Source organism: Candidatus Marsarchaeota archaeon (genome assembly GCA_023485295.1).
GTDB lineage: Archaea > Micrarchaeota > Micrarchaeia > Micrarchaeales > Micrarchaeaceae > Micrarchaeum_A.
Map to the genome: position 1 here is coordinate 1 of JAMCZQ010000003.1, position 19086 is coordinate 19086.

Genomic DNA, 19086 nt, shown 5'->3' on the forward strand with positions numbered 1-19086 from the left:
CAAGCACAAGCGTAGATTATAGGCTCTAAGAATCGTATTTTCATGAAGCAGATGCTTTCAAATACAAGAGCCTACACAAGCTCATGCTAGCATAAAGGACACCGCAATTATTTTGGCTATAAACCTTTAAATACCTTGCTACGCGCGTGCAGAAACCGGAAGCGCAGCAAGGACATTATTTCTGAAGCAGCACCGCCCTAGTAATCTCTATGTGAAATGTATGCTATTGCTGATTTCAACACGATAAATATTATAAACATTTTTATTTCTATCATTGCGATATAACAATATAGTAATATTGGAATGATAAATTGGCAAAAAAAGAGAATATGTTATATCCTGTTAGGGATATGGCAATAAGTACTGGCAAGGTTGTCATAACTACTGCAGAGATGGACAATATATCTGGTAAGCAACATCAATTACCATATCAAATCTTGTTTATATAGCTTTTAAACCCGCTTTTCGAAAGAAATTCCCAAAAATCCTCGTTGTCTACGACTTCTGCATACTTCGGGATTATTCTGTTTAGCCTTTTTGCCAGTTCCGGGCTGCATACGCCTTTTAGCTGGTCCATGTATGTTTCCCTTGCATTTGGCTTTTCCAAGCCGAGTCTTTCCGTGAGTAAGCCATAAGGTGCGAAATACCTCAAAACTGCTTCTTCGAATTCGCGCTTGTTTTTATCTGCAATGACGTTATATCTGGAAAACAAGCAGTGCAGCAATTCGTGCAACAATACAGAAGCGGGCTCATTCCTGTCCTTTTTCAGCGCGATTTCACCTATCCTATGGCCTATTACGCTTATGTCTTTATTTACCGCCAGCTTCTGACCTTGAGAGCCGGTTTTTATGCTGTACTTATCCAATATTATTACAAGCTTTTTTGGCAGATCCATTTTGAATATTTCCCATATGTTTTTTTCTATATCTTCTATTTTTTGTGAGAAGGTACTGTTTATCGCCCCTTTTAATTCGTTGAAGAAATCGTCGTTTTCTTTTTCTAGATGCACGTCGAGATTATCGAGCATGGAAACTATTTCTGCATATTCGGGCTTTTCTATTTCCTTTTCCGGATTGTCATCGAAGCATACATCCCATATATATTGCTCTTGTGGCATCGAAACTGAAGCTTCAAATATCCTGCTTGAGAGATATACTTCCTTGCCGAAGAAAGCCGGGAACCGCTTTACAGGTTCTGGAAGGCTACCCTTCCCGAAAATGTTAAAAATAGCATCAAGCTTTCTGAATCTGTTGTTGGTAATGAATTTTATTTCCAATTTAAAACCCAAATTTTTGTACATCTGTTTACTTATATCTTAGATTTATTATTAATTTATAATATATAGCTTGGGTTTTTGTCTTTTGAGCAAGGAGGCGAAAAATCAGCTGACGCCTTCCCTGTCTACATTGCCGCATCTGACGCATGTGTACATGACCAGCGGCGCTTCGTCTCCATACACTATTCCGTGGTAGTACACTATTGCCTTGTCGTAGCCGCACTTGCTGCACTCGTGCTCAATCAAGCCAAGTATCTCTGTCTTGTAGCCGCAGGCATTGCACTGGTAAAAAGGCTTGCCTTCCTCTTCGACAAAATGCATGTTTGTGCCGCACTTTGGGCATATGTTTGAAGTGGCCATGCATGCTCTATTTATCCCTTAATGCTTTTATTCTTATTTGCAAGGCCAGGGCAGGCAAATTGCTTTATGCAGAACTAAAATAAGGAAGAAAAAGAAGAAGCTGCATTGTGCGTGCAGCTCATTCAAGCAGGCTTTCAAGCTTCTTGTTTGCCTCGCTCCAGTTCACTATGTTCCACCATGCGCCCACGTAATCCGCACGCTTGTTCTTGTACTGCAGGTAATACGCATGCTCGAACTCGTCAAGTATCAGAACTATCGGCATTTCTGCGAGGTGGTTCATAAAGTGGTTTTCCACAGTCATGATGTTGAGGTTGCTGTTTTCCTTGTCGTAAGTGAGCACAGCCCACCCAGTTCCAGGGTTTGAATTGGCGGCTTCGGTAAAGAGCTTTTTGAATTTGTCGTAGCTGCCGTATTGCTTATCTATCAGGTCGCCAAGCTTGCCGCCGGGCTTGTCGCCGCCCTTGCCTTCTGGGGCCATGTCCTTCCAGTAAAGCGTGTGGAGCTTGTCGCCGTTTATGTTGAACGTCAGGTTCCTGAGCACACCGTGTATGTCGTAGCTCTTGACCTCTTCTTTTATGATTCCGTTTAGCCTGTCTATCAGCGTGTTTGCAGTATTTACATAGCCTTTGTGGTGGCCGTTATAATGCACATCCACTATCTCTTTGCTTATGTACGGCTCCAGCCCATCTATTTTGTAAGGCAAAGGAGGCAATTCGTATTTCCTTAATCCTTTTATCTCTTCCACATTATCACCTTGCCATAAATGGGAAAACCTTTTTTTAACCTTTTTGATAAAATCCTTTTATAACGCTTCAAAAATAAACAATTGTGTGATTTATTGGACATGCACTCCAGCATTGCAGGAATAAAGGGCAGAAGAGGCTTATGGATGTATTCCATGCTTCCGTATCAGATAGCGTATGGCCCGATAAGCACGATAATAGCGCTTTTCATTCTTGACCTTGGCGGCACAGTGATAGATGTATCGTACGCAATGGCTGCTTTTTATGCAGTCTCTATACCTGCAGCTATTTTTTGGGGAATCGCAGTTGACAGGTACAACAAGCGAAGGATATTGGTGCTCATTTCAATAATAAGCTCCGGGCTTGTGCTTCTCGGCCTTTCATTCACAAGCAGCATAGCAGAGGCGATCGCGCTCTTCGCATTTCTTTCCTTCTTTACAGCAGCTGCTGCAACGCCATTGAGCCTTTTGGTAATGGAGACCATAGAAAAGGCATTCTGGGCCAGCGGATTTTCAAAGCTGCAGATGCTTTCAAGCATCGGCGGAAGTGTAGGCCTTTTGGTAGCAGCGGTGCTTACCGGGTTCCTGCCCCTGCGGCTCCTGATGCTGCTTCTCATACCATTTGTCATTGTAGCATCGATAATCGCCATGAGCATAGTAGAGCCGAAAAAGGGCGCCGAAAGGCGCGATATAATAAAGAACAGCATGGCTTTGAGGTTCAGGCTTTTGATGCACAACCTTATTTTCATAAGGATACCGAGTCCGAAGTTCATTGGTTCATTTTTCAGGCGAGGCCCAAGGGGCTGGAGCACCCTTACAATAATATATCTTGGCATGTTCGTATTCTATTTCGGGAGTGCGATATTCAACGCAGTGTACGTTCCAGGGTTAAGGAGCATAGGCTTCGCAAACTTTTACGTATTCGCCATAATATTCGCAGGATATGCCGTGCAAGCTTATGTATTCCACTATTCGGGGGTTTTCACTGAAAAAAAGGGCGAGAAGAGCGCCCTCGTGGGCTCGCTGACCATGCGCTCTGTAGGCTACATTGCCATAGGCTTTGTGTTCCTGCTCTCCTTTGGCTTTGGGTCGCTGTTGCTAAACGTAATACTCTACGCATTGACCGCAGGGCTGGCATATTCTGTATTTTACACAGCTTCGAATATAGTGCTGTTCGAGAGCATAGGATCCGAAAAGCCCGGCAGGAAGCTCGGGTTTTACAGCAGCATTGTCGGCATCGCGTACCTTGTGGGCTCGCTTATTGCAGGATACATTTCGTATTATATCGGTTATTGGTTCGCATTCGTGGTGTCTGGCCTGCTGATTGTAATATCCTTATTAATATTCTTTAGCATATACAAGAAGTAAGTGATGGCATGGCGCTTGACTACAGGATGAAGGAACCAAGGAGCTTTAAAGAGGCTTTAAGGAGGCTCAAATACAGGGTAGTCCCTTCCATATTTGCAGGCGTAGCGCTAGGGGTCCTTGTTTTCATGCTGAAGTATTTTGAAATAGACAAGGCCTATGGCCTTGGCACGTCCGCCGTAATATTCACGTCATTCGCCAGCAGCATATACATAATGTTCATAATGCCGAATTCAAGGGCATCCCACAACTCCAAGTTCGTAAAAAGCTACGTCATTGCAGGCATAGTCGGCACGCTTGGAGGCCTGGGCCTTGCATATGTGCCATTGTATGCCATTGCGGCGATTGTCATGTTCACGGTGTCGGTGCTGATGATAGTTACAAAGAGCGAGCATCCTCCTGCTGCAGCAATAGCCTTTGCTTTTGTGCTTTTCCACGTAGGCATAATCGGGATAATAATTATAGCTTCTGGGGTTGCATTGGTAGTGTTGTTGCGTTTCGTTCTTGAGAAAAGCATGTTCGAGATCGAAAGGGAAGTTCGCAGGGTAGAGGAGAGGGAGAGGCTTAAAAGCGAAACGGCAAAGAAACAGAAAAAGAGGCGTGGTTGAACTGAGGCCCCTTTACACCGGCTATAAGCCGAAAGCTTCAATAAAAGAAAGGCCAGAGGATTTTGTAGTAAACGAGATAACGCCAAGCGGGTTTGTGCTTAGCCCTGGCGCAAGATACAGCGGCAAAGATCTCGGCATCGAAGAATGTGAAAGCGGCAGCTATTCCGTATTTGTAATGCAGAAGAGGGGATGGAACACCATCCAAGCGCTTGGGGCGATAGCAAAAGCGCTTGGCAGAAGCAATAAAACTGCAGGCTTTGCAGGCACAAAGGACAGGCGCTCACTTTCCGTGCAGCTGTGCAGCATCAAGGGGGTTAAGCCAGAAGAGCTATCGGGCTTGCGCATAGCGGACATCAGCATAAACGGAGCATGGCGCTCCGAAAGCGGCATAAAGCTTGGCGAGCTCAAAGGAAACGCTTTTGAGATAGTGGCAAGATGCAGCGGCACTGCAGAGGTCGACAGCATAAACAAGGCAAATGATTTTCTAGGAGGCTTATTCCCAAATTATTATGGATTGCAGAGATTTGGCGCAAGGGGCAATAATATCGATATAGGCCTTGCAATGCTCAAGGGCGATTTTGAAGCTGCAGTGACAAGATTCCTTACTGACAATGCCAACGAAAATGATGCTGATGCAAAGGAAGCACGAGCGCGCTTTGCCGCAGAGATGGACTTCAAGAGCGCACTTGGGTATTTCCCAAAGCATTTGAAGTACGAAAGAAGGATTTTGGCGTACCTTGCGGAATACGGCCCAAACTATAGAGGTGCGCTCAGGTCCCTTCCTAGGCAATTGCTGATGATGTTCGTGCACTCTGTAGAGTCGGATATATTTAACAAAGTTGTAGAGCGAATGGTTGAAGAAGGTCATACAGCTCCAGTCCACGGCGACCTTTCATGCATGGCCGATTCCTACGGTTTCCCTGACTATTCCTCAGTTTCGGCAGATAGCGCTTCTGATGCAAGGTTTGTTCTGGCAAACATAGTTGGATACGACACAAAGATTCTTTCGCAGCAGGAAAAGGATATCCTAGAAGAATATGGAATAGGCACTGATGACTTCAAGCTCAAGCAGATGCCAGAGCTTAGGGCAAAGGGGTCGTATCGTGCAGCATTCGCGCCATACAAAAACTTCAATGCCGATTGCGAAGGTAGCAAGTTAATTTTGGGATTTTCCCTTCCTGCAGGCTCTTATGCAACCGTACTGCTTTCCGAGTTCATAGATTTTGCATGATGCAGCAGCCATGCGTCAAAGCTTTAGGCTATCTGCTGCCTTTGCTATTCTTTCATATGCCTTTTCCATCGAAGGCGGCATTTCACCATTACTTACCGCATGTTTGCCAATAGCGTACATGCCTATTTTGCCATAAACGGGTATGATGTGCATGTGTGCATGGAATACTGTTTGGCCTGCTGATGCGCCATTGTTGGCAATGTCTTTCACTCCTATGGCTTTCAACTTCTTTGAGGCTATATTGTTGAATGCATTTGTAAGCTTCAGCATCTCTGAAAGCACAGGAACTGGCATTTTATAAATGTCCTTGTAGTGGGCTTTTGGTATCACAAGCACATGGCCAAGCGATACAGGATATTTTGATGGCATTACAAAGCACAGCTCTCCTTCATAGAGTATGTCGTGCCGTTTTGAAACGATGCCACAGAATACGCAATTTGCATTCATGACATGATCGCCTCTCTGAGCCTTTTGGCTATCTCCCTGTCTTTGCGCATGCCTAACCCCGCCCTGCCTTCATTGTATCTGGAAACGTCATTGTAGCAAGGTATTATGTCTATGTGCATATGCCCGCCATCTTCATGTATTCCCTTGAGCTCGAAAGGCACGCCATTTACTATGTACAAATCGAAAAGCCGCAGGGGCTGCATTTTCCCGTTTTCTATTATTATCTTTGTTCCATCTGCCTTGAAGGCCTTCTTTACTGCAGAACACCCAATCTTTGTAAGCTTTGCCGCTATGGCAAATTCTTCAGCACTCATAGACGCAAATGGCGCATGGCGTCTGTATACTACCTGTATGTGGCCCTCAGAGGCAGGGTGGGCTGCAGTCGCAATGTAGAATTGCCCGTAGTCGTATATTTTTCTCCTAAAACTAAGGCAGATATCACACTCCATTCGCCAGACCGCTGTGCATTAAGCGCCGGGATTGGGATTTGAACCCAAACTTCCCGAGGGAAACCAGATCTCGAGTTTCGCCGCAAAGCACTGGCGCGTTACCAGTTTCCGCCATCCCGGCATAATAAAGCGCTATTTGCGCAAAAGCTATTTGTGCTTGGTATATTTATTTCTATTTTTGCAAGCTTTATAATATTGCTGTATGCCAATATACGTGTCAGTTTGGCGAATGCCACAAAAGGCAAGCAATAGAAATTAATTAAATGCTTTATCTTTAAATAATTTCATAAGGTATGATTCATGCGAAACAAGTTCTTCGGAGACGGGTTTACCCTTAGGATTGCCACAGTTGCGATATTCATAATATTAGCTATTGCGGGGCTGGGCTTTTCCATCTACCTATTTATCATAGCAAAGAACATGTATATGTATGTGGTAGCTGCAGCTTTTGCAACCCTGTCTGTTGTTTCAGGATTCTTCAATATATCTGCATCGATACTTTATTACAGGTCTTATTTCTACGGCAATTATATAGAGAAGATAAAGGCTGGGCTCAAGCCTCTTAAAAGATATCCGAGAATCGCAATAGCTGTGCCAGTATACAACGAAGACCCAGAGGTTGTAGAGGACACATTGGCAAACCTTAAAAAACTAAATTATCCCGCTAAAAAGCTATCTTTCTATCTGCTTGACGATTCGACTGAAATCGCAACACGCAAACGGCTTGAGAAGTTTTCAAGGACGAACGGCATAATTTATATGCATAGGGAAAAGCGCACAGGGTATAAGGCAGGCGCGCTGAATAACATGCTAAAATACATTTCGGAGGAGTATATAGCGATATTTGACTATGACGAAAGGCTCGTGAACCCTGATTTCATTATTGACCTTCTCCCATATTTCCAGGATGAGAGAATCTCATACGTGCAGACAGAAAAGACGCACAGAAAGGGCAACCTGTTTGCAGATTCAGTAAATGTGTTCGATGGCTTTTTCTTCAAATTCATAGAGCCCGCGAGGGCCTTGAACAACACTGCCATATTTGCAGGATCCTGCGGCATGATAAGGGTAGCGCCGTTGCGGGACATTGGCGGATTTCCTGAATATGTGATAGAAGACACATTTTTCAGCTTTAAATCCGACATGCATAATTACAAAAGCCTTTATATACCAAAAGTGTATGCGCTTGGCAAGCCCATAACAAAATTCACTGAGCTTGTAAAGCAGCAGTGGCGCTACAACTACGGCGATACGCAATTCCTTAAATTTTTCCTGAAAAACAGGAAGAACTTCAAAGGCTCGCCCATATCCAGGATGGATTACCTTACGCACGGGTTTGGTCTTAACTATATATCGATAATACTCATACTGTTCACGATAGTATCGATTTTCATAGTTTTCTCTGCCGTCCCTTTTGTAAACCTGCAGCTTACACAGATATTCCAAGTGAGGTACGTCGGGCTTGACCTTGAGATATTCGGCTCTTTAGCGCTCGTTCTTTCATTCCTTGCGCCAGTTATAATGACCAAGATATATTTCAACTCGATAAAGAAGGGCTTCATGGTCTTCGGGCTCAATTTCGCACTCGCATTCGTTAGGACAAAGGCAGCAATAGCAGCAATTACAAAAAGGAATCCGGGCGTGCATTGGAACAGGGACAACGACATACGAACCAACAGGTTTGCCTTCTCTTTATACAACACAAAAACCGAGCTTAGTTTTGCTGCACTTATATTCTTGCTCAGCTACGTTGCTGAAATGACAAACCACGTGTCAGGTGGCCTGTGGCTTATGATTTACGGCGTAATGTACCTTCTGACAACCATATTCATGTACAAATACGGCTAGGCGATAAAGTGATATACTTCAAGATTCATGACACTGATGAAGGCAAGATACTTGCCATGTGCGACCAGGAACTCATAGGCAACGTATATGAGGATGGTGACATACTTCTTGACCTGAAGGATTATGCAGATTTCTATACAGGCGACCTTGTAAGGGATAACGAGGTAGGCATTGAGCCTGGAGAAAAATTCAATTCCGCAAACGTTGTTGGCAAGGCTTCGGTCAAGGTGGCCATAGAAAAGGACATAATAAAGAGCGAGAATGTCAAAAGCGTGAACGGCATACCCTATGCCCATGCTTACTGGCTTGACATAGACTAAACCTGCTTAGCCATCTAGGAGCCATTGTTCTCCTTTAACATGAGTATAGCCTTTGCTATGTCCCCCTTTGTCTCTTCAAGACTTTCTCTAGCTTTTTCCTCTGACACGCCTGTGCTGTCCATGACCACTTTTACGTCGTCCTGGCTTATTTCCAATGTTATATCACGAGGCTGCTCAGATATGTCCCCGGAGATTTGAAAGCTTACAGTACCCTGGGCTTCTATCTTCGTTATTTGAGGGTTGCTTATTATTATGTCCTTGTCCGAGCAGGCTATTACCACCTTGTCAGCCTCCACTTCCGAAGACGTGATCCCCATTTTTGCCATCATGCTCTTAAGGGTGCGCGGATCTATATTAGGCATCATTCTACCATCTGTTATATTTTAATCGCAAATAAAGTTAATTCTTTCCTGTCGTGCGGCAGTTTTTTCACCTTTATGCTTCCGTACTTGCCAGACAGAATCTCTGCTGATTTATTTATGTTTTGCTCTATATTTGGATCGGTCATCTTCAGCGTGAGCAGCAGTTTGCCTGAATTTTTAAGCGCCTCTGCGCATACTGCGGCCATTATCGCGCTTTCCGTCGAAGGCAGGTTTACGTCTATGCACACCATGTCGAACGGCCCCAGATCTACCAACGTTGAGAGCCTTATATTTTCGAACCTGTCTGCCAAATGCACAAAGTCATAGTTTTTTATATTGTCTGGGATTTGCAGTATCGGATAAACGTCAATCCCATTTTGCGCAACCTTGGAATCCTTGCCAGCAAGCACTGCCATGGTTTTCCCTTTTGGCATGGCTGCATAATTCATGCTCCCTGTGTCTATTGCGACCACACGTATGCCGTGATCCAGCATGTACCTGCTCCAACCACCAGGTGCTGCGCCTATATCCAGTACTGATTTTACAAGCGATAGGTCTATGTCGAAATTAAGGACTGCCTCGTGCAACTTGAATTCGGCGCGATTTATCTTTTTTTCCATCATGCCTTTTTCTAGGTTGCTGTGCCTGAAATAGTCTAGTGTGGCTCCATAGGAATCTTTAGGATTCGCTGCAGATACATAGGCAGCATCTTTGCAAAGTATTACGTGAAAAATCACTGCAGGCGAGGACATGCTGATAGCTGCCCCGAGCTTTTCCATCAATGTGCCTATCTCTACTTCTATGCTTTTGGCATTCCTTTGGTCAATGGCCGCTTCCCTGAGCACTTCTATTTTGGAAGACGCATAGCCTTTTTCGCTTTGCATTTCTTTAAGCTTCTCTGCTAGGTCGGAGTAGCCAGCTGAAACGCTTACCTCGCCGAGCAGCTCTTCGGCTTTGTAAATGAACGTTGAATCATGCACCGCTTTTGCATCTATCTTTTCGACGGCATCCGCTATTATTATAGAATCAGACAAGTACTTCAAGATCCGGATTCCATCTGCTATCGATTTGAGCTCGTTTATTGACTGCCGCAAAAACCTTTTATCGAAAAATACAATGTATTGCATACGGTTTGCCACCAGTTTGACATGGATATTTATTTCCCAAAAACCTTTATATTGGTGTTTTCAGATTGTCTTATGGTATGGATGGTAATATGAAAGCCATAAAAGTTGAAGGCATAATGGCAGCGTCAAAGCCAATGGAAACTTCAGTTCAGGTTTATTATGGAAAAAAGAAAAGGATTGTAAAGGTTAAAAGGTATGCAGCTGGCCCAATATCAACCCCTTACGGGAAATTCATGCTGTATGAATTCAAGCTGAGCGACAGGTGGGGAAACTACGAGGTTTTAGCCTCGGCCAATAGGCTTGAAGCCAACCTAATGCCCAGATTTGGGAAAAAAGATGAAGTATATTTGAAAATAGATTCAGGATGCAGGAGCGGCGAGATGTATCTTGACAACACATGCACGTGCAGGCAGCAGCTTATCGAATCAATGAAAATCATAAACAGCCACGGCTCTGGTTTGCTCATAACTATCCCAACGCAGGAGGGCAGAGGCCACGGATTCGCAAAGAAGTATGCCACGCTGGCCCTGCAGGAATACCAGGGATACGATACATACGAAGCTGCGAAGGCAGTCAACAGGAAGGTTGACATAAGGGATTATTACGGCGTGGTTGCGCTTCTGAAATTCTTCGGTTTGGAAAGAGATCACCCAATAACGGTAATAGCGAACAACCGTTCAAAGCTTAAGGAGCTTGAAGAGAATGGATACAATCCAAAGCTAAAGCCTCTGGAAATAAAAGCAGACAGACACACAAGAAAGCACCTGAAAGCAAAGAAGGAGCATCTTGGCGAGATGGTCAAGATATAAAACCGTAAAATAATTACAATAAAATTCACTCACAAAAATTTTATTTGTGCCGCCAAAGCCATTTTGTGCTTGATGTATTAAAAATAACGAATAAAAGTATTAAGCTAGCGAACCAACAATGCTTATTAGCTCCTTTGCGGAAATAATTCTTATCCTTTTTTGTGCGCTGAAATCTAGATCATGGCTCATCAATCAACGATGAATTCTGGCGCAAAAAGTGATAATGCAGGATTAAAGAAAAGTTTTCTTGTTGTTGAATCTTTTATTATGCATGTGAACAGCACGTTTACACCAACTCTTATTTTCATTGAGAAGCGCCTCTGCATGTTTTGCAGCGTTTTTTGAAATTTTTGCATTTATGGGCTTCAAGATTTTCAAATTGAGCCTGCTCCTATTAGTTATGCTCTCGGCTTCCTCAAAATCTGCAATTTTTTGTTCTATTACGTTTCTCACTACACTTGACCATTTGACCGAAGAGTACTTCTCCATCTCCTTTTTCAACTCCTTGCTTATTGAAATGATAATATTTGGCACATAAATCACATAATTATTACACGAATAAACATAATACTTAATATCCAGAGAGACGCATTCACGTATAATTTCTCACATGCAGAAAGTGGACTCTGCGGGATTCGCACCCGCGACCCCCCGCTTGCAAAGCGGGTGCTCTACTACTGAGCCAAGAGCCCTTTACTGCAATCGGCTTTGTATTGCTATAAAATAGGCATTAGGATTTTATAAACATTTGTTAATGCTTGATTAGCTATGCTAGCATTGGAGGCATGCTGGATTATTGTTCCTTAGCTATGCATTGTTTCAACGCCTTCGCTTTGGCTTTGCTGCTTTCTTACTTGCCGCTTTGGCTTTTCTGCTCCCAGATTTCGGCTTTGCTTTGCTCGTGCTTGCACGCGCCTTAACAGCCTGTGCACTTCTTGCCTTTGCCTTCGAAATCTTTTTGTGGGGCTGGGCCTGCTTTTTCACAGCTGCGGCGCCTTTGGCTTTGGCAATTGATTTGGGCTGCGTAGCTGCAGTCAGGGTGATTAACGCATCGACATCCTTGGTGTCTATTTTTTCCGATTCGACGCGTCGCAGTATCTCATCTGCAATAGCGCTGTTCACCGTTTCGGAATCCTTAGACGCGTTGGACGAAAATGCATTCTCTATGTCGCCCTTCATCAGCAGTGTCTGTATGTCCTTTAGCCTCTTAAGGTTCTTTATGTCCTTCTCTATGTCGCTTTTCTTTGCTTTCATGGCCCCATCACAGGTTTTCCGTTTTTATTTGCAGCGAAGTTTATTTAATTTTTGCATGGAAATGCGGAAAAAGAGGTAAAGGGTTATACGTTGTAGGAATCGCCTATCGCTGGAACTATTGCTTCATAGTCCTTTGAAAAATACTCGCGCAACGATTCCGATTTGCTCTTTTCGCCGTGCACTATGAATATCCGCTTTATGCCGGAAACCTTTTTCGGTATGCTTTCAAGCTGTTTCCTGTCTGCATGGGCCGAAAGGTGGTACATTTCCACAGTCATCTGCACGTTGAGCTTTTGGTTGTTAAGGGTTACGCTCTTTGCCCCTTCCTGCATTTCCCTGCCCAAGGTCCCTTGGGCCTGGTAGCCAACGAGTATCATCTTGTTTAGCGAATTGCCGGCAAGCTTTGTCAAATAGAACATTATTGGTCCGCCAGTAAGCATTCCGCTGGTAGTCACAATTATGGAACTTTCATCGCTTGACACTATTTTGTTCCTGGTGCTCTTTTTCTCCACTGGCATGAAGTTCTCGCTCTTGAATGGATCTGAATCGCTCATCAGTATGCGGCTTTGGAGCTCCTTCCTGCAGTATATGACATTGTGCCTGTGTATTCGCAGCGCCTTGTTTATCATCCCGTCAAGATATATTGGGACTTTCGGTATTACGCCTGAGTTCATATAGTCGTCCAGTATAAAAAGCACTTCCTGAGCCCGGCCAACAGCGAAGCTCGGGATGACGACCTTGCCGCTGTTTTTTATTGTGTCGACTATGCTGTGCACCATTTCCTTCGAATTGTCCCTTTCATCTTTGAAAATGTCGCTTGGAGCACCGTATGTGCTTTCCGTTATCAGCACGTCTGCCTTTAGGCCCTTCAGATCTGCGCCGTTGAGCAGCCTGGTCCTTGACAGGTTTATATCGCCAGTGTACAGTATCGTCTGGTTCCCATCGCTTACCTTTATCAATGCACTGCCAAGTATGTGGCCCGCAGGTATCAGCGTTATAGAAAGCCCTTTTATCTTGAACTCCTTCTTGTACTCTTGCACAGAGTAGTGCTTTGAAAGCTCTGCAAGGCCCTCCTTGCTTACATTGTCAGGGTTCGATATGTGCATGTAGTCGCTTATCAGCACGTTGGCGAGCTCGGCCGTAGGCTTTGTGGTATATGTCTTGTTCCTGTAGCCCGCAGTGTATATGTGCGGGAGGTACCCGCAGTGGTCCAAATGCGCATGGGATATTACTATTCCGTCTATGGCGAGCAGCTGCTCGTCGCTTATCTTCGGATACTGGTCGTCTGAGCCTAATTTCACTCCTGCATCGAGCAGTATCTTTGTATCATTACCTTCTATCAGTATGCAGCTGCGGCCAACTTCGCCTGCAGCTCCAAAAAAAGAAATTTTCAATTTGTTCACCTTTATTTATTTTTTTATTTTATATTTTGTATTTTATTTTTGTTTTGTTTTTTGTTTTTTTTGTTTTGTTTTAGTTTTTGTTTTATTTTGTACTTTTATATTTTTATCATGTCGTTTGCCTGGATTGCCTTATCATATGCAGACTCGAGAAAAAAAGTAGTGCAGTATGCTATTCTTCCTCTTTTTTCTGCACCTTTTTCTTTATCACTGCGATGTCCTCCATGTTTATCTCCTGCACAGGCTGTTGCTGCTGCTTTTTCTGCGGTCTGTACTGCTCATTTGCGCCATGCGGTTTTATCCTAAGGGTACTCCTCAGCGACCTGTACAGGTCGTCAAGCTGCAAGTCAATGTCCTTTATCTTCTTGTCAGTTTCGTTCAACTTTGACGTATAATTAGTTATATCGTCCTTTATGTAGCCTATCTTCCTCTCGAGCTTCACAAACTTTAGCAGCCCTTCAAGCTCCGAATTCATCTCGTTTATTTTCCTTATTATGTCCTTCTCCTCGCTGAGCGATATCCTTGCCTGTGTTGAAAGCTTGAACTCCAGCCTGTTCTTCTGCTTTTTCAGGTAGCCGATTTTCTTTGTTTGGACGCTGTCCTTCTTTGACTCTATGAATTTGGATATCGCTATGTTCTCTGCTTCCTTGTATTCTAGCTTGCGCCTGTAGTCCTTTATCTCGCTGATCAAGCCTTCCCTGACCTTCCTCAATTCGTCTATCTTGCCCTTTATCTCAAGCGCCTTCTGGTTGTTCGACTCCTTCACCAGGTCCCTAAGGGATTTTCTCGCATTTGGCGCTTGCTGCTTTTGTGGCTGTGCTTCTGGCTGCTTTTGCTGCTCGGCCAGAACCGTGGTCGCATCACTTGGATTCATGGCTATATCGTTTTTGTCAATTGCTGTAGTCTCTTCATTCTCTTTCAAAAAACCGCCTAATAGCTCGATTTATTTCTAGCGTTGCCTTCAATTACTTGCCTGTACGTGCTTATAAGCTTTTCAGTGACATTCTGCACGGAATAGCTTCTTGCCGTTGCTATGCATTCTTTATAAGAACCTAAATTATTTATAACCTTTTCTATTTTATCCGCACAATCGCTATAATCCATTGGCCTGAACTTTTCGCCGTTTTGGCCATTTTTTATTATTTCCTTAAGCGCCAGGTAGTCTGCGCCCACCACTGGTTTGCCTGTGGCCATTGCCTCAAGCGATACTATGCCCTGGGTCTCGAATGTGGAAGGCAGGCACAGAAGGTCTGAAGCGGCATAGTATTTCGGCAGATCCGCCTCTTCTACAAAACCGGTAAATTTAACTATGTCCTCAATGTGCGCACGCTTTGCCATTGCAATGCTGCTTGCCATTGCCGGGCCTGTCCCGACGACAACAAACTTTATGCGCTCGTGCCTCAGCTTCTTTGCCGCCTTAATTAGCGTATGTATATTCTTTTCCATGCTTATCCTGCCGACGTAAAGCACTATGTGGTCGGCGTTGCCGTCCAATAGCATCTCCCTCAAGCTTTTCGCTTTTATGCCAGGGTTGAATCTTTTCATATCGACGCCGTTGGGGACCACGTTCACGTTGCGTATGCCTTTCGCATACAGCAGCTTGCTTATCGCCATGCTGGGCGCTATCACCTTATTGCATTTGGTGTAGAAGAACCTCGCATATGGCCAGGCATACTTTATGAAAAGCTGCTGTGCAAGCTTTCCAGAAACGCCGTATTCCTTTATTACGCTCTTCCTTGTGAACAGCGTATGGAATGAGCCGACTATCGGCATGCGGCTCATCTTTGCCGCAAACATGCCGTATGTGCCGACCATGAAAGGTGTTTGCAGATGGACTATGTCTGCATCGTATATGCCTATTTTGTTTGCCGCAAGGAATGGCATTAGCGCAAGGCTGTACTGCGGGTAGCGCCTGAATTTTATTCCAGGCACCACTATTATGTCGTCCCTCTTTGCGAACTGCTCCTTTGTCTTCTTGTTGCCTGCAGCCACAATGACTACCCTGTGGCCTTTTTGCTCGAGCGCTTTCTTGAAATCGAGCATCGAGGTAACTGCGCCATCGACGGCTGGCAAAAACGTGTCTGTGTAAAAGAAAATATTGAGTTTGTTTCGCATGGTCTTGCCATTGGTATATTTGCTTGCCTGCGCGGCTGTTCAGAGCTTTATTGCTTCTCCGCTGGCTTCCTTTATTTTCTGCACGGCTTTTTCGGAAAATGCAGTGGCCTTTATTTTTGCCGGAGCAGAGAGGCTGCCGTTGCTCAGCACTTTATATCCTTCAAGAACCAGTTCGTTTGAATTGCTCTTTGACAAAAGCACGCTTACCGAGGAAAGGCTTATGCTTTTCAGCTTCACGGGCCTCCACTTTTTGAAGCCGCGCTTGTTCAAAAGCTCCGGATGCTTTGCAGTCATCCATGTGAAATTGTGCTTCCTTGCGCCTGCATTGCCGACCCCGCCGCGGTCGCCGGCGCCTCTTGCATTCTTTATGTTGCCTACTCCCCACCTGCGCTTGCCAAGGTATTTCCTGCTTCTTTTTTGATGCCTTACTACCATTAAATCATCCTCTTTATCAGGCCGTTTATTTCGTCTCCCATATAGCCCAGGTTGCCGCCCTGCTTGAACCCTAGCTTCGTGCTCTTGTAGCCATGCCTTGGCGGGTGAAGCCTTATAGGCATAAGCTCCTTGAGCTTTGACATGTCTGCTTTGCCTTCGATGAGCTCCTTTGGAGCTGCATCAAAGCCTGCCTTTTTGAGAAGCTTCCCAAGGGTATCCTCGCTGAGCTCGCCATACGCTACGTAGTTGTTGCACTTGTTAAGCATTCCTTCGTAGGAGTCCGAAACCTTCAGTATTGTGCAGTTGTTGACATGCTTCAGCCTCAACCTTTCCAGCGTTTCTGCTATGCTGCCGCGCACATTTACAGTGCCACGGATCCTGACTACTCCAATTAGCTTGTTCTTTATAGATTTCGACATAAAAATGCGCCTTTACCTAATACCTGGGCCTTAAGCTCGCTTAATTATATTCATTACAAATATATTAAAGCTTGCCGATTGCCGCGCCAAATCTTATCTTTTTGAACATTTTTATATTTTTGCATTATGCAGCGGCACCAATAAGAATAGGTTTTAAAAAGAGGCATTGGAAAGCTCAGAGCTTTCCTATGTCCTTAACCACGTCTATGTCCAGAGCGCGCTCGCCTTTTTTCCAGTTTGCAGGTATTGCGCACATGTGCCCTTCTTTTGCTGGATGGTCCCTCAAGTATTTCAGCCCCAAGAAGGCATTCAGAACGTGTTCGGCATCCTTGCCAAGGTTGTTGTTGAACGCTGCCATGTACTGTATAGTGCCTTCAGGGTCAATTATAACAACAGACCTCATGGCCTGCCCAGACTGTGCGTTCAAAAGGCCGAATCTCTTTGTTATCGACTTGTTGAAATCTTCAATCATAGGTATTATGCTCTTCTGAACTCTGGGGCTTGTCTGTGCCCATCCCTTGTGCGAAAAAACGCTGTCCGTGCTTATGGCGAAGACTTCCGCGTCGTTCTTTTTGAATTCGTCATAAAGGCCCATAAATGCCTCTATGTCTGTTGCACATACAAATGTGAAATCGCCTGGATAGAACGTAAGTATGTTCCACTTGCCTTTTTCCGGAATCTTCACCTTTTCTATCTTGTCATCTTTTGGAAAGTATGCGCTTGCCTCTATCTCTTCGAATCGCTCCTCTATTGGTATCTGATCCATCAAATCACCATTATACATTTATTTATCTAAATATTTAAATATTTTGTTATTTTTATTATATCAATTGATATAAATGCCAAAAAATTTGTCTAAGGATTTAGATAAATTCATAGTTGACAGGCTGCTGTCTGATTCGAAAGTGCGCGTTGACATGCTCGCCAAGGAGTATGGCGTCAGCCCTGGAACCATAAGGAATAGGATAGCGCAGCTTTCCGACAAGAGCGTGATTATAGGCTACAAGGCACGCGCAAGGCTTGGCAGGCTTGGAATGTCAGAAGCCATAGTCGGGCTTGACATAATGCCGGAAAGCTATGCGAAGGCCATAGAATCGCTAAGCAAGCTCGACTTCGTGAAAGAGCTTTACAGGGCTAGCGGCGACCATTCAGCTATAGCCATAATCACTGCAGATTCTGAAGAGATAGACGAAAAAATGAAGCGGATGATGGCGATAGAAGGCGTCAGGAATACATACCCCTCGTACATACAGGAGGTAATAAAATAGGCTACATGTCAGCGTCCAAAATAAGCTTGACAGGAACGTGATCAGAGCCTGTGATGTCCTTGAGTATGGCTGCGGATTCTACTCTGTTTTTAAGGCTTTTTGAAACCAGGAAATAGTCGATGCGCCAGCCTATGTTTTTGGCACGCGCGTTTGACATGTATGACCACCATGTGTAATTTCCCGGCTGCTTGTTAAATATCCTAAATGTGTCAACAAGGCCGGAGCCGATAAACTCGTCCATGTCGCTGCGCTCTTCGCTCGTAAAGCCGGCATTGCGCACGTTTTCCTTAGGCCTTGCAATGTCTATCTCTTTATGCGCGACGTTAAAATCGCCGCATACCACAACAGGCTTTTTCTTTTCAAGCTGCTTTATGTATTTTAGCATGTGCGCGTTGAAGTCGTGCTTGAGCCCAAGCCTTGACAAATCCCTTCTTGAATTTGGGAAGTAGGAATTTATGAAATAGAAATCCGCAAACTCCATGGCCTGGACGCGGCCTTCATCATCCTCAAAATCACTGAGCTTTGAAAGCGGCTCCTTTCTGACCATGCTCATAGTCCCGCTATACCCCTTCTTGGCTGCCGGGTTGATTTCCAACAAATAGCCAAGCTTGTAGAATTCCTCAGGCACTGCCTTACCATCGGCCTTTATCTCCTGGAATGCCATTATGTCCGGCTTCTCGCTTTTTATAAGCTTGAGCGCTTCGGCCTTCGCAGCTCTTATGCCGTTCACGTTCCAAGATATCAAGCTTGTCTTCATGATTCCATCTAAAGCGTTAGCTCCATTCTTATGCTTTCGTAACCGTTTTCCTTTGCGCGGCCGGTTTCCACGAACCCGGCCCTCGAATACAGCTTTATGCTCCTCGCGTTGTATTCGTTGATGCCGCTGACCTTGAGCCTTTCCATGCCGATTTCCCTAGCGCGTTTTATCAGCAGGGCTAGTACCCTTGTCCCAATGCCCCTGCCCCAGTATTCTTCCGCCCCTATAGTTATCGGGGTTTTTTCCTTTGTGATGCTTGCATCGCCTATCGGTTTCCAAGAGCCGTTCTCATTAATCTCGATCACGTATGCTTCTCCTATTTCTGATAATTCTTTGTTCATCCTTTCTATCACTTCAGGGCCGTATGGCATGGCTTTCGGCCCTTCGGAGTAGAAAAGCACATCAGGATTGGCGTACCATTCAAGGAAATAGCCCATGTCTTCCTTGAGATTGACCGGCCTGAGCCGTATATTGCCGTCTTCAAGCGCCGCCAT

At 44.7% G+C, this 19086-nt stretch carries 24 protein-coding genes and 2 tRNA genes; 7 read left to right on the forward strand and 19 right to left on the reverse strand.

Going from position 1 to position 19086, the window contains the following annotated elements:
* Positions 1-430 precede the first annotated feature (430 nt).
* The 3 genes from M1125_01495 to M1125_01505 form a co-directional block, all read right to left on the reverse strand.
* Positions 431-1276, reverse strand: coding sequence for a hypothetical protein (locus tag M1125_01495; GenBank protein MCL5404498.1), 846 nt, complete (start codon positions 1274-1276; stop codon positions 431-433).
* A gap of 105 nt (positions 1277-1381) precedes the next feature.
* Positions 1382-1636 carry a zf-TFIIB domain-containing protein gene (locus M1125_01500; protein ID MCL5404499.1) on the reverse strand — a complete coding sequence of 85 codons (255 nt, stop codon included), beginning with the start codon at positions 1634-1636 and terminating at the stop codon, positions 1382-1384.
* Between the two features lie 118 nt (positions 1637-1754).
* Positions 1755-2381: a superoxide dismutase gene (locus M1125_01505; protein ID MCL5404500.1), complete on the reverse strand. Its 627-nt coding sequence runs from the start codon at positions 2379-2381 to the stop codon at positions 1755-1757.
* Positions 2382-2480: 99 nt separating this feature from the next.
* Here M1125_01505 and M1125_01510 point away from each other — a divergent pair, with 99 nt between their 5' ends.
* Genes M1125_01510 through truD form a run of 3 tightly spaced genes read left to right on the forward strand, consistent with a single transcriptional unit; the run spans position 2481 to position 5582 of the window.
* Positions 2481-3746 (forward strand): MFS transporter, encoded by a 1266-nt coding sequence (locus M1125_01510; protein MCL5404501.1) that lies wholly within the window; start codon positions 2481-2483, stop codon positions 3744-3746.
* A gap of 8 nt (positions 3747-3754) precedes the next feature.
* On the forward strand, positions 3755-4351 hold the full coding sequence (locus M1125_01515) for an HPP family protein (GenBank protein ID MCL5404502.1): 597 nt from the start codon (positions 3755-3757) through the stop codon (positions 4349-4351).
* Entirely contained in the window at positions 4344-5582 is a 1239-nt protein-coding gene (gene truD / locus M1125_01520; protein MCL5404503.1) for a tRNA pseudouridine(13) synthase TruD, read from the forward strand. The genes M1125_01515 and truD overlap by 8 nt, the downstream gene beginning before the upstream one ends.
* A gap of 15 nt (positions 5583-5597) precedes the next feature.
* On the opposite strand, the gene M1125_01525 is transcribed toward truD, so the two are convergent.
* The 3 genes from M1125_01525 to M1125_01535 all read right to left on the reverse strand — a co-directional run bounded on the left by M1125_01525 (position 5598) and on the right by M1125_01535 (position 6599).
* Positions 5598-6029: an HIT family protein gene (locus tag M1125_01525; GenBank protein MCL5404504.1), complete on the reverse strand. Its 432-nt coding sequence runs from the start codon at positions 6027-6029 to the stop codon at positions 5598-5600.
* Positions 6026-6478: an HIT domain-containing protein gene (locus M1125_01530; GenBank protein MCL5404505.1), complete on the reverse strand. Its 453-nt coding sequence runs from the start codon at positions 6476-6478 to the stop codon at positions 6026-6028. The genes M1125_01525 and M1125_01530 overlap by 4 nt, the downstream gene beginning before the upstream one ends.
* A gap of 23 nt (positions 6479-6501) precedes the next feature.
* Positions 6502-6599: transfer RNA gene (locus tag M1125_01535), tRNA-Ser, on the reverse strand.
* A gap of 179 nt (positions 6600-6778) precedes the next feature.
* On the opposite strand from M1125_01535, the gene M1125_01540 reads away from it, so the two are divergent.
* Entirely contained in the window at positions 6779-8326 is a 1548-nt protein-coding gene (locus M1125_01540) for a glycosyltransferase (protein ID MCL5404506.1), read from the forward strand.
* A gap of 8 nt (positions 8327-8334) precedes the next feature.
* Positions 8335-8646, forward strand: a complete 312-nt coding sequence (locus M1125_01545) for a DUF424 family protein (GenBank protein ID MCL5404507.1) — start codon at positions 8335-8337, stop codon at positions 8644-8646.
* Positions 8647-8660: 14 nt separating this feature from the next.
* On the opposite strand, the gene M1125_01550 is transcribed toward M1125_01545, so the two are convergent.
* Together M1125_01550 and M1125_01555 are read right to left on the reverse strand one after the other, a co-directional pair.
* Positions 8661-9011 (reverse strand): nascent polypeptide-associated complex protein, encoded by a 351-nt coding sequence (locus M1125_01550; protein ID MCL5404508.1) that lies wholly within the window; start codon positions 9009-9011, stop codon positions 8661-8663.
* A gap of 11 nt (positions 9012-9022) precedes the next feature.
* On the reverse strand, positions 9023-10135 hold the full coding sequence (locus M1125_01555; protein ID MCL5404509.1) for a hypothetical protein: 1113 nt from the start codon (positions 10133-10135) through the stop codon (positions 9023-9025).
* Positions 10136-10224: 89 nt separating this feature from the next.
* On the opposite strand from M1125_01555, the gene M1125_01560 reads away from it, so the two are divergent.
* Complete coding sequence (locus tag M1125_01560; GenBank protein ID MCL5404510.1) at positions 10225-10944, forward strand: hypothetical protein; 720 nt, start codon at positions 10225-10227, stop codon at positions 10942-10944.
* A gap of 231 nt (positions 10945-11175) precedes the next feature.
* Here the strand turns inward: M1125_01560 and M1125_01565 are convergent, their stop codons facing one another.
* From M1125_01565 to M1125_01605, 9 genes are all read right to left on the reverse strand, one after another.
* A complete protein-coding gene (locus M1125_01565) occupies positions 11176-11478 on the reverse strand; it encodes a hypothetical protein (protein MCL5404511.1) in 303 nt (100 codons plus the stop codon).
* Positions 11479-11564: 86 nt separating this feature from the next.
* Positions 11565-11636 (reverse strand) — tRNA-Ala (locus tag M1125_01570).
* Between the two features lie 127 nt (positions 11637-11763).
* Positions 11764-12198, reverse strand: a complete 435-nt coding sequence (locus M1125_01575; GenBank protein MCL5404512.1) for a hypothetical protein — start codon at positions 12196-12198, stop codon at positions 11764-11766.
* An 83-nt stretch (positions 12199-12281) separates the two neighbouring features.
* Positions 12282-13592, reverse strand: coding sequence for an MBL fold metallo-hydrolase (locus M1125_01580; protein MCL5404513.1), 1311 nt, complete (start codon positions 13590-13592; stop codon positions 12282-12284).
* Positions 13593-13770: 178 nt separating this feature from the next.
* Positions 13771-14520: a hypothetical protein gene (locus M1125_01585; protein ID MCL5404514.1), complete on the reverse strand. Its 750-nt coding sequence runs from the start codon at positions 14518-14520 to the stop codon at positions 13771-13773.
* Positions 14521-14528: 8 nt separating this feature from the next.
* Entirely contained in the window at positions 14529-15713 is a 1185-nt protein-coding gene (locus M1125_01590) for a glycosyltransferase (GenBank protein MCL5404515.1), read from the reverse strand.
* Positions 15714-15752: 39 nt separating this feature from the next.
* A complete protein-coding gene (locus M1125_01595) occupies positions 15753-16148 on the reverse strand; it encodes an uL15 family ribosomal protein (protein ID MCL5404516.1) in 396 nt (131 codons plus the stop codon).
* Positions 16148-16567: an uL30 family ribosomal protein gene (locus M1125_01600; GenBank protein MCL5404517.1), complete on the reverse strand. Its 420-nt coding sequence runs from the start codon at positions 16565-16567 to the stop codon at positions 16148-16150. Before M1125_01600 ends, M1125_01595 begins: the two co-directional genes overlap by 1 nt.
* A 175-nt stretch (positions 16568-16742) precedes the next feature.
* Positions 16743-17333: a peroxiredoxin gene (locus tag M1125_01605; protein MCL5404518.1), complete on the reverse strand. Its 591-nt coding sequence runs from the start codon at positions 17331-17333 to the stop codon at positions 16743-16745.
* Between the two features lie 73 nt (positions 17334-17406).
* Between M1125_01605 and M1125_01610 the strand changes: the two genes are divergently transcribed.
* Positions 17407-17835: an Lrp/AsnC family transcriptional regulator gene (locus tag M1125_01610; protein ID MCL5404519.1), complete on the forward strand. Its 429-nt coding sequence runs from the start codon at positions 17407-17409 to the stop codon at positions 17833-17835.
* Position 17836: 1 nt separating this feature from the next.
* Here M1125_01610 and xth read toward each other — a convergent pair whose 3' ends face one another.
* Together xth and M1125_01620 are read right to left on the reverse strand one after the other, a co-directional pair.
* Positions 17837-18592: an exodeoxyribonuclease III gene (gene xth, locus M1125_01615; GenBank protein ID MCL5404520.1), complete on the reverse strand. Its 756-nt coding sequence runs from the start codon at positions 18590-18592 to the stop codon at positions 17837-17839.
* A gap of 8 nt (positions 18593-18600) precedes the next feature.
* Complete coding sequence (locus M1125_01620; GenBank protein MCL5404521.1) at positions 18601-19086, reverse strand: GNAT family N-acetyltransferase; 486 nt, start codon at positions 19084-19086, stop codon at positions 18601-18603.

Excerpts from the sequence above, each read along its gene's own strand:
- M1125_01605 (MCL5404518.1), bottom strand. The coding sequence starts at position 17,333 with ATGGATCAGATACCAATAGAGGAGCGATTCGAAGAGATAGAGGCAAGC.
- M1125_01525 (MCL5404504.1), bottom strand. The coding sequence starts at position 6,029 with ATGAATGCAAATTGCGTATTCTGTGGCATCGTTTCAAAACGGCACGAC.
- M1125_01610 (MCL5404519.1), top strand. The coding sequence starts at position 17,407 with ATGCCAAAAAATTTGTCTAAGGATTTAGATAAATTCATAGTTGACAGG.
- M1125_01595 (MCL5404516.1), bottom strand. The coding sequence starts at position 16,148 with ATGGTAGTAAGGCATCAAAAAAGAAGCAGGAAATACCTTGGCAAGCGC.
- M1125_01600 (MCL5404517.1), bottom strand. The coding sequence starts at position 16,567 with ATGTCGAAATCTATAAAGAACAAGCTAATTGGAGTAGTCAGGATCCGT.
- M1125_01555 (MCL5404509.1), bottom strand. The coding sequence starts at position 10,135 with ATGCAATACATTGTATTTTTCGATAAAAGGTTTTTGCGGCAGTCAATA.
- M1125_01500 (MCL5404499.1), bottom strand. The coding sequence starts at position 1,636 with ATGGCCACTTCAAACATATGCCCAAAGTGCGGCACAAACATGCATTTT.
- xth (MCL5404520.1), bottom strand. The coding sequence starts at position 18,592 with ATGAAGACAAGCTTGATATCTTGGAACGTGAACGGCATAAGAGCTGCG.
- M1125_01540 (MCL5404506.1), top strand. The coding sequence starts at position 6,779 with ATGCGAAACAAGTTCTTCGGAGACGGGTTTACCCTTAGGATTGCCACA.
- M1125_01530 (MCL5404505.1), bottom strand. The coding sequence starts at position 6,478 with ATGGAGTGTGATATCTGCCTTAGTTTTAGGAGAAAAATATACGACTAC.
- M1125_01560 (MCL5404510.1), top strand. The coding sequence starts at position 10,225 with ATGAAAGCCATAAAAGTTGAAGGCATAATGGCAGCGTCAAAGCCAATG.
- M1125_01550 (MCL5404508.1), bottom strand. The coding sequence starts at position 9,011 with ATGATGCCTAATATAGATCCGCGCACCCTTAAGAGCATGATGGCAAAA.
- M1125_01510 (MCL5404501.1), top strand. The coding sequence starts at position 2,481 with ATGCACTCCAGCATTGCAGGAATAAAGGGCAGAAGAGGCTTATGGATG.
- M1125_01620 (MCL5404521.1), bottom strand. The coding sequence starts at position 19,086 with ATGGCGGCGCTTGAAGACGGCAATATACGGCTCAGGCCGGTCAATCTC.
- M1125_01575 (MCL5404512.1), bottom strand. The coding sequence starts at position 12,198 with ATGAAAGCAAAGAAAAGCGACATAGAGAAGGACATAAAGAACCTTAAG.
- M1125_01590 (MCL5404515.1), bottom strand. The coding sequence starts at position 15,713 with ATGCGAAACAAACTCAATATTTTCTTTTACACAGACACGTTTTTGCCA.
- M1125_01515 (MCL5404502.1), top strand. The coding sequence starts at position 3,755 with ATGGCGCTTGACTACAGGATGAAGGAACCAAGGAGCTTTAAAGAGGCT.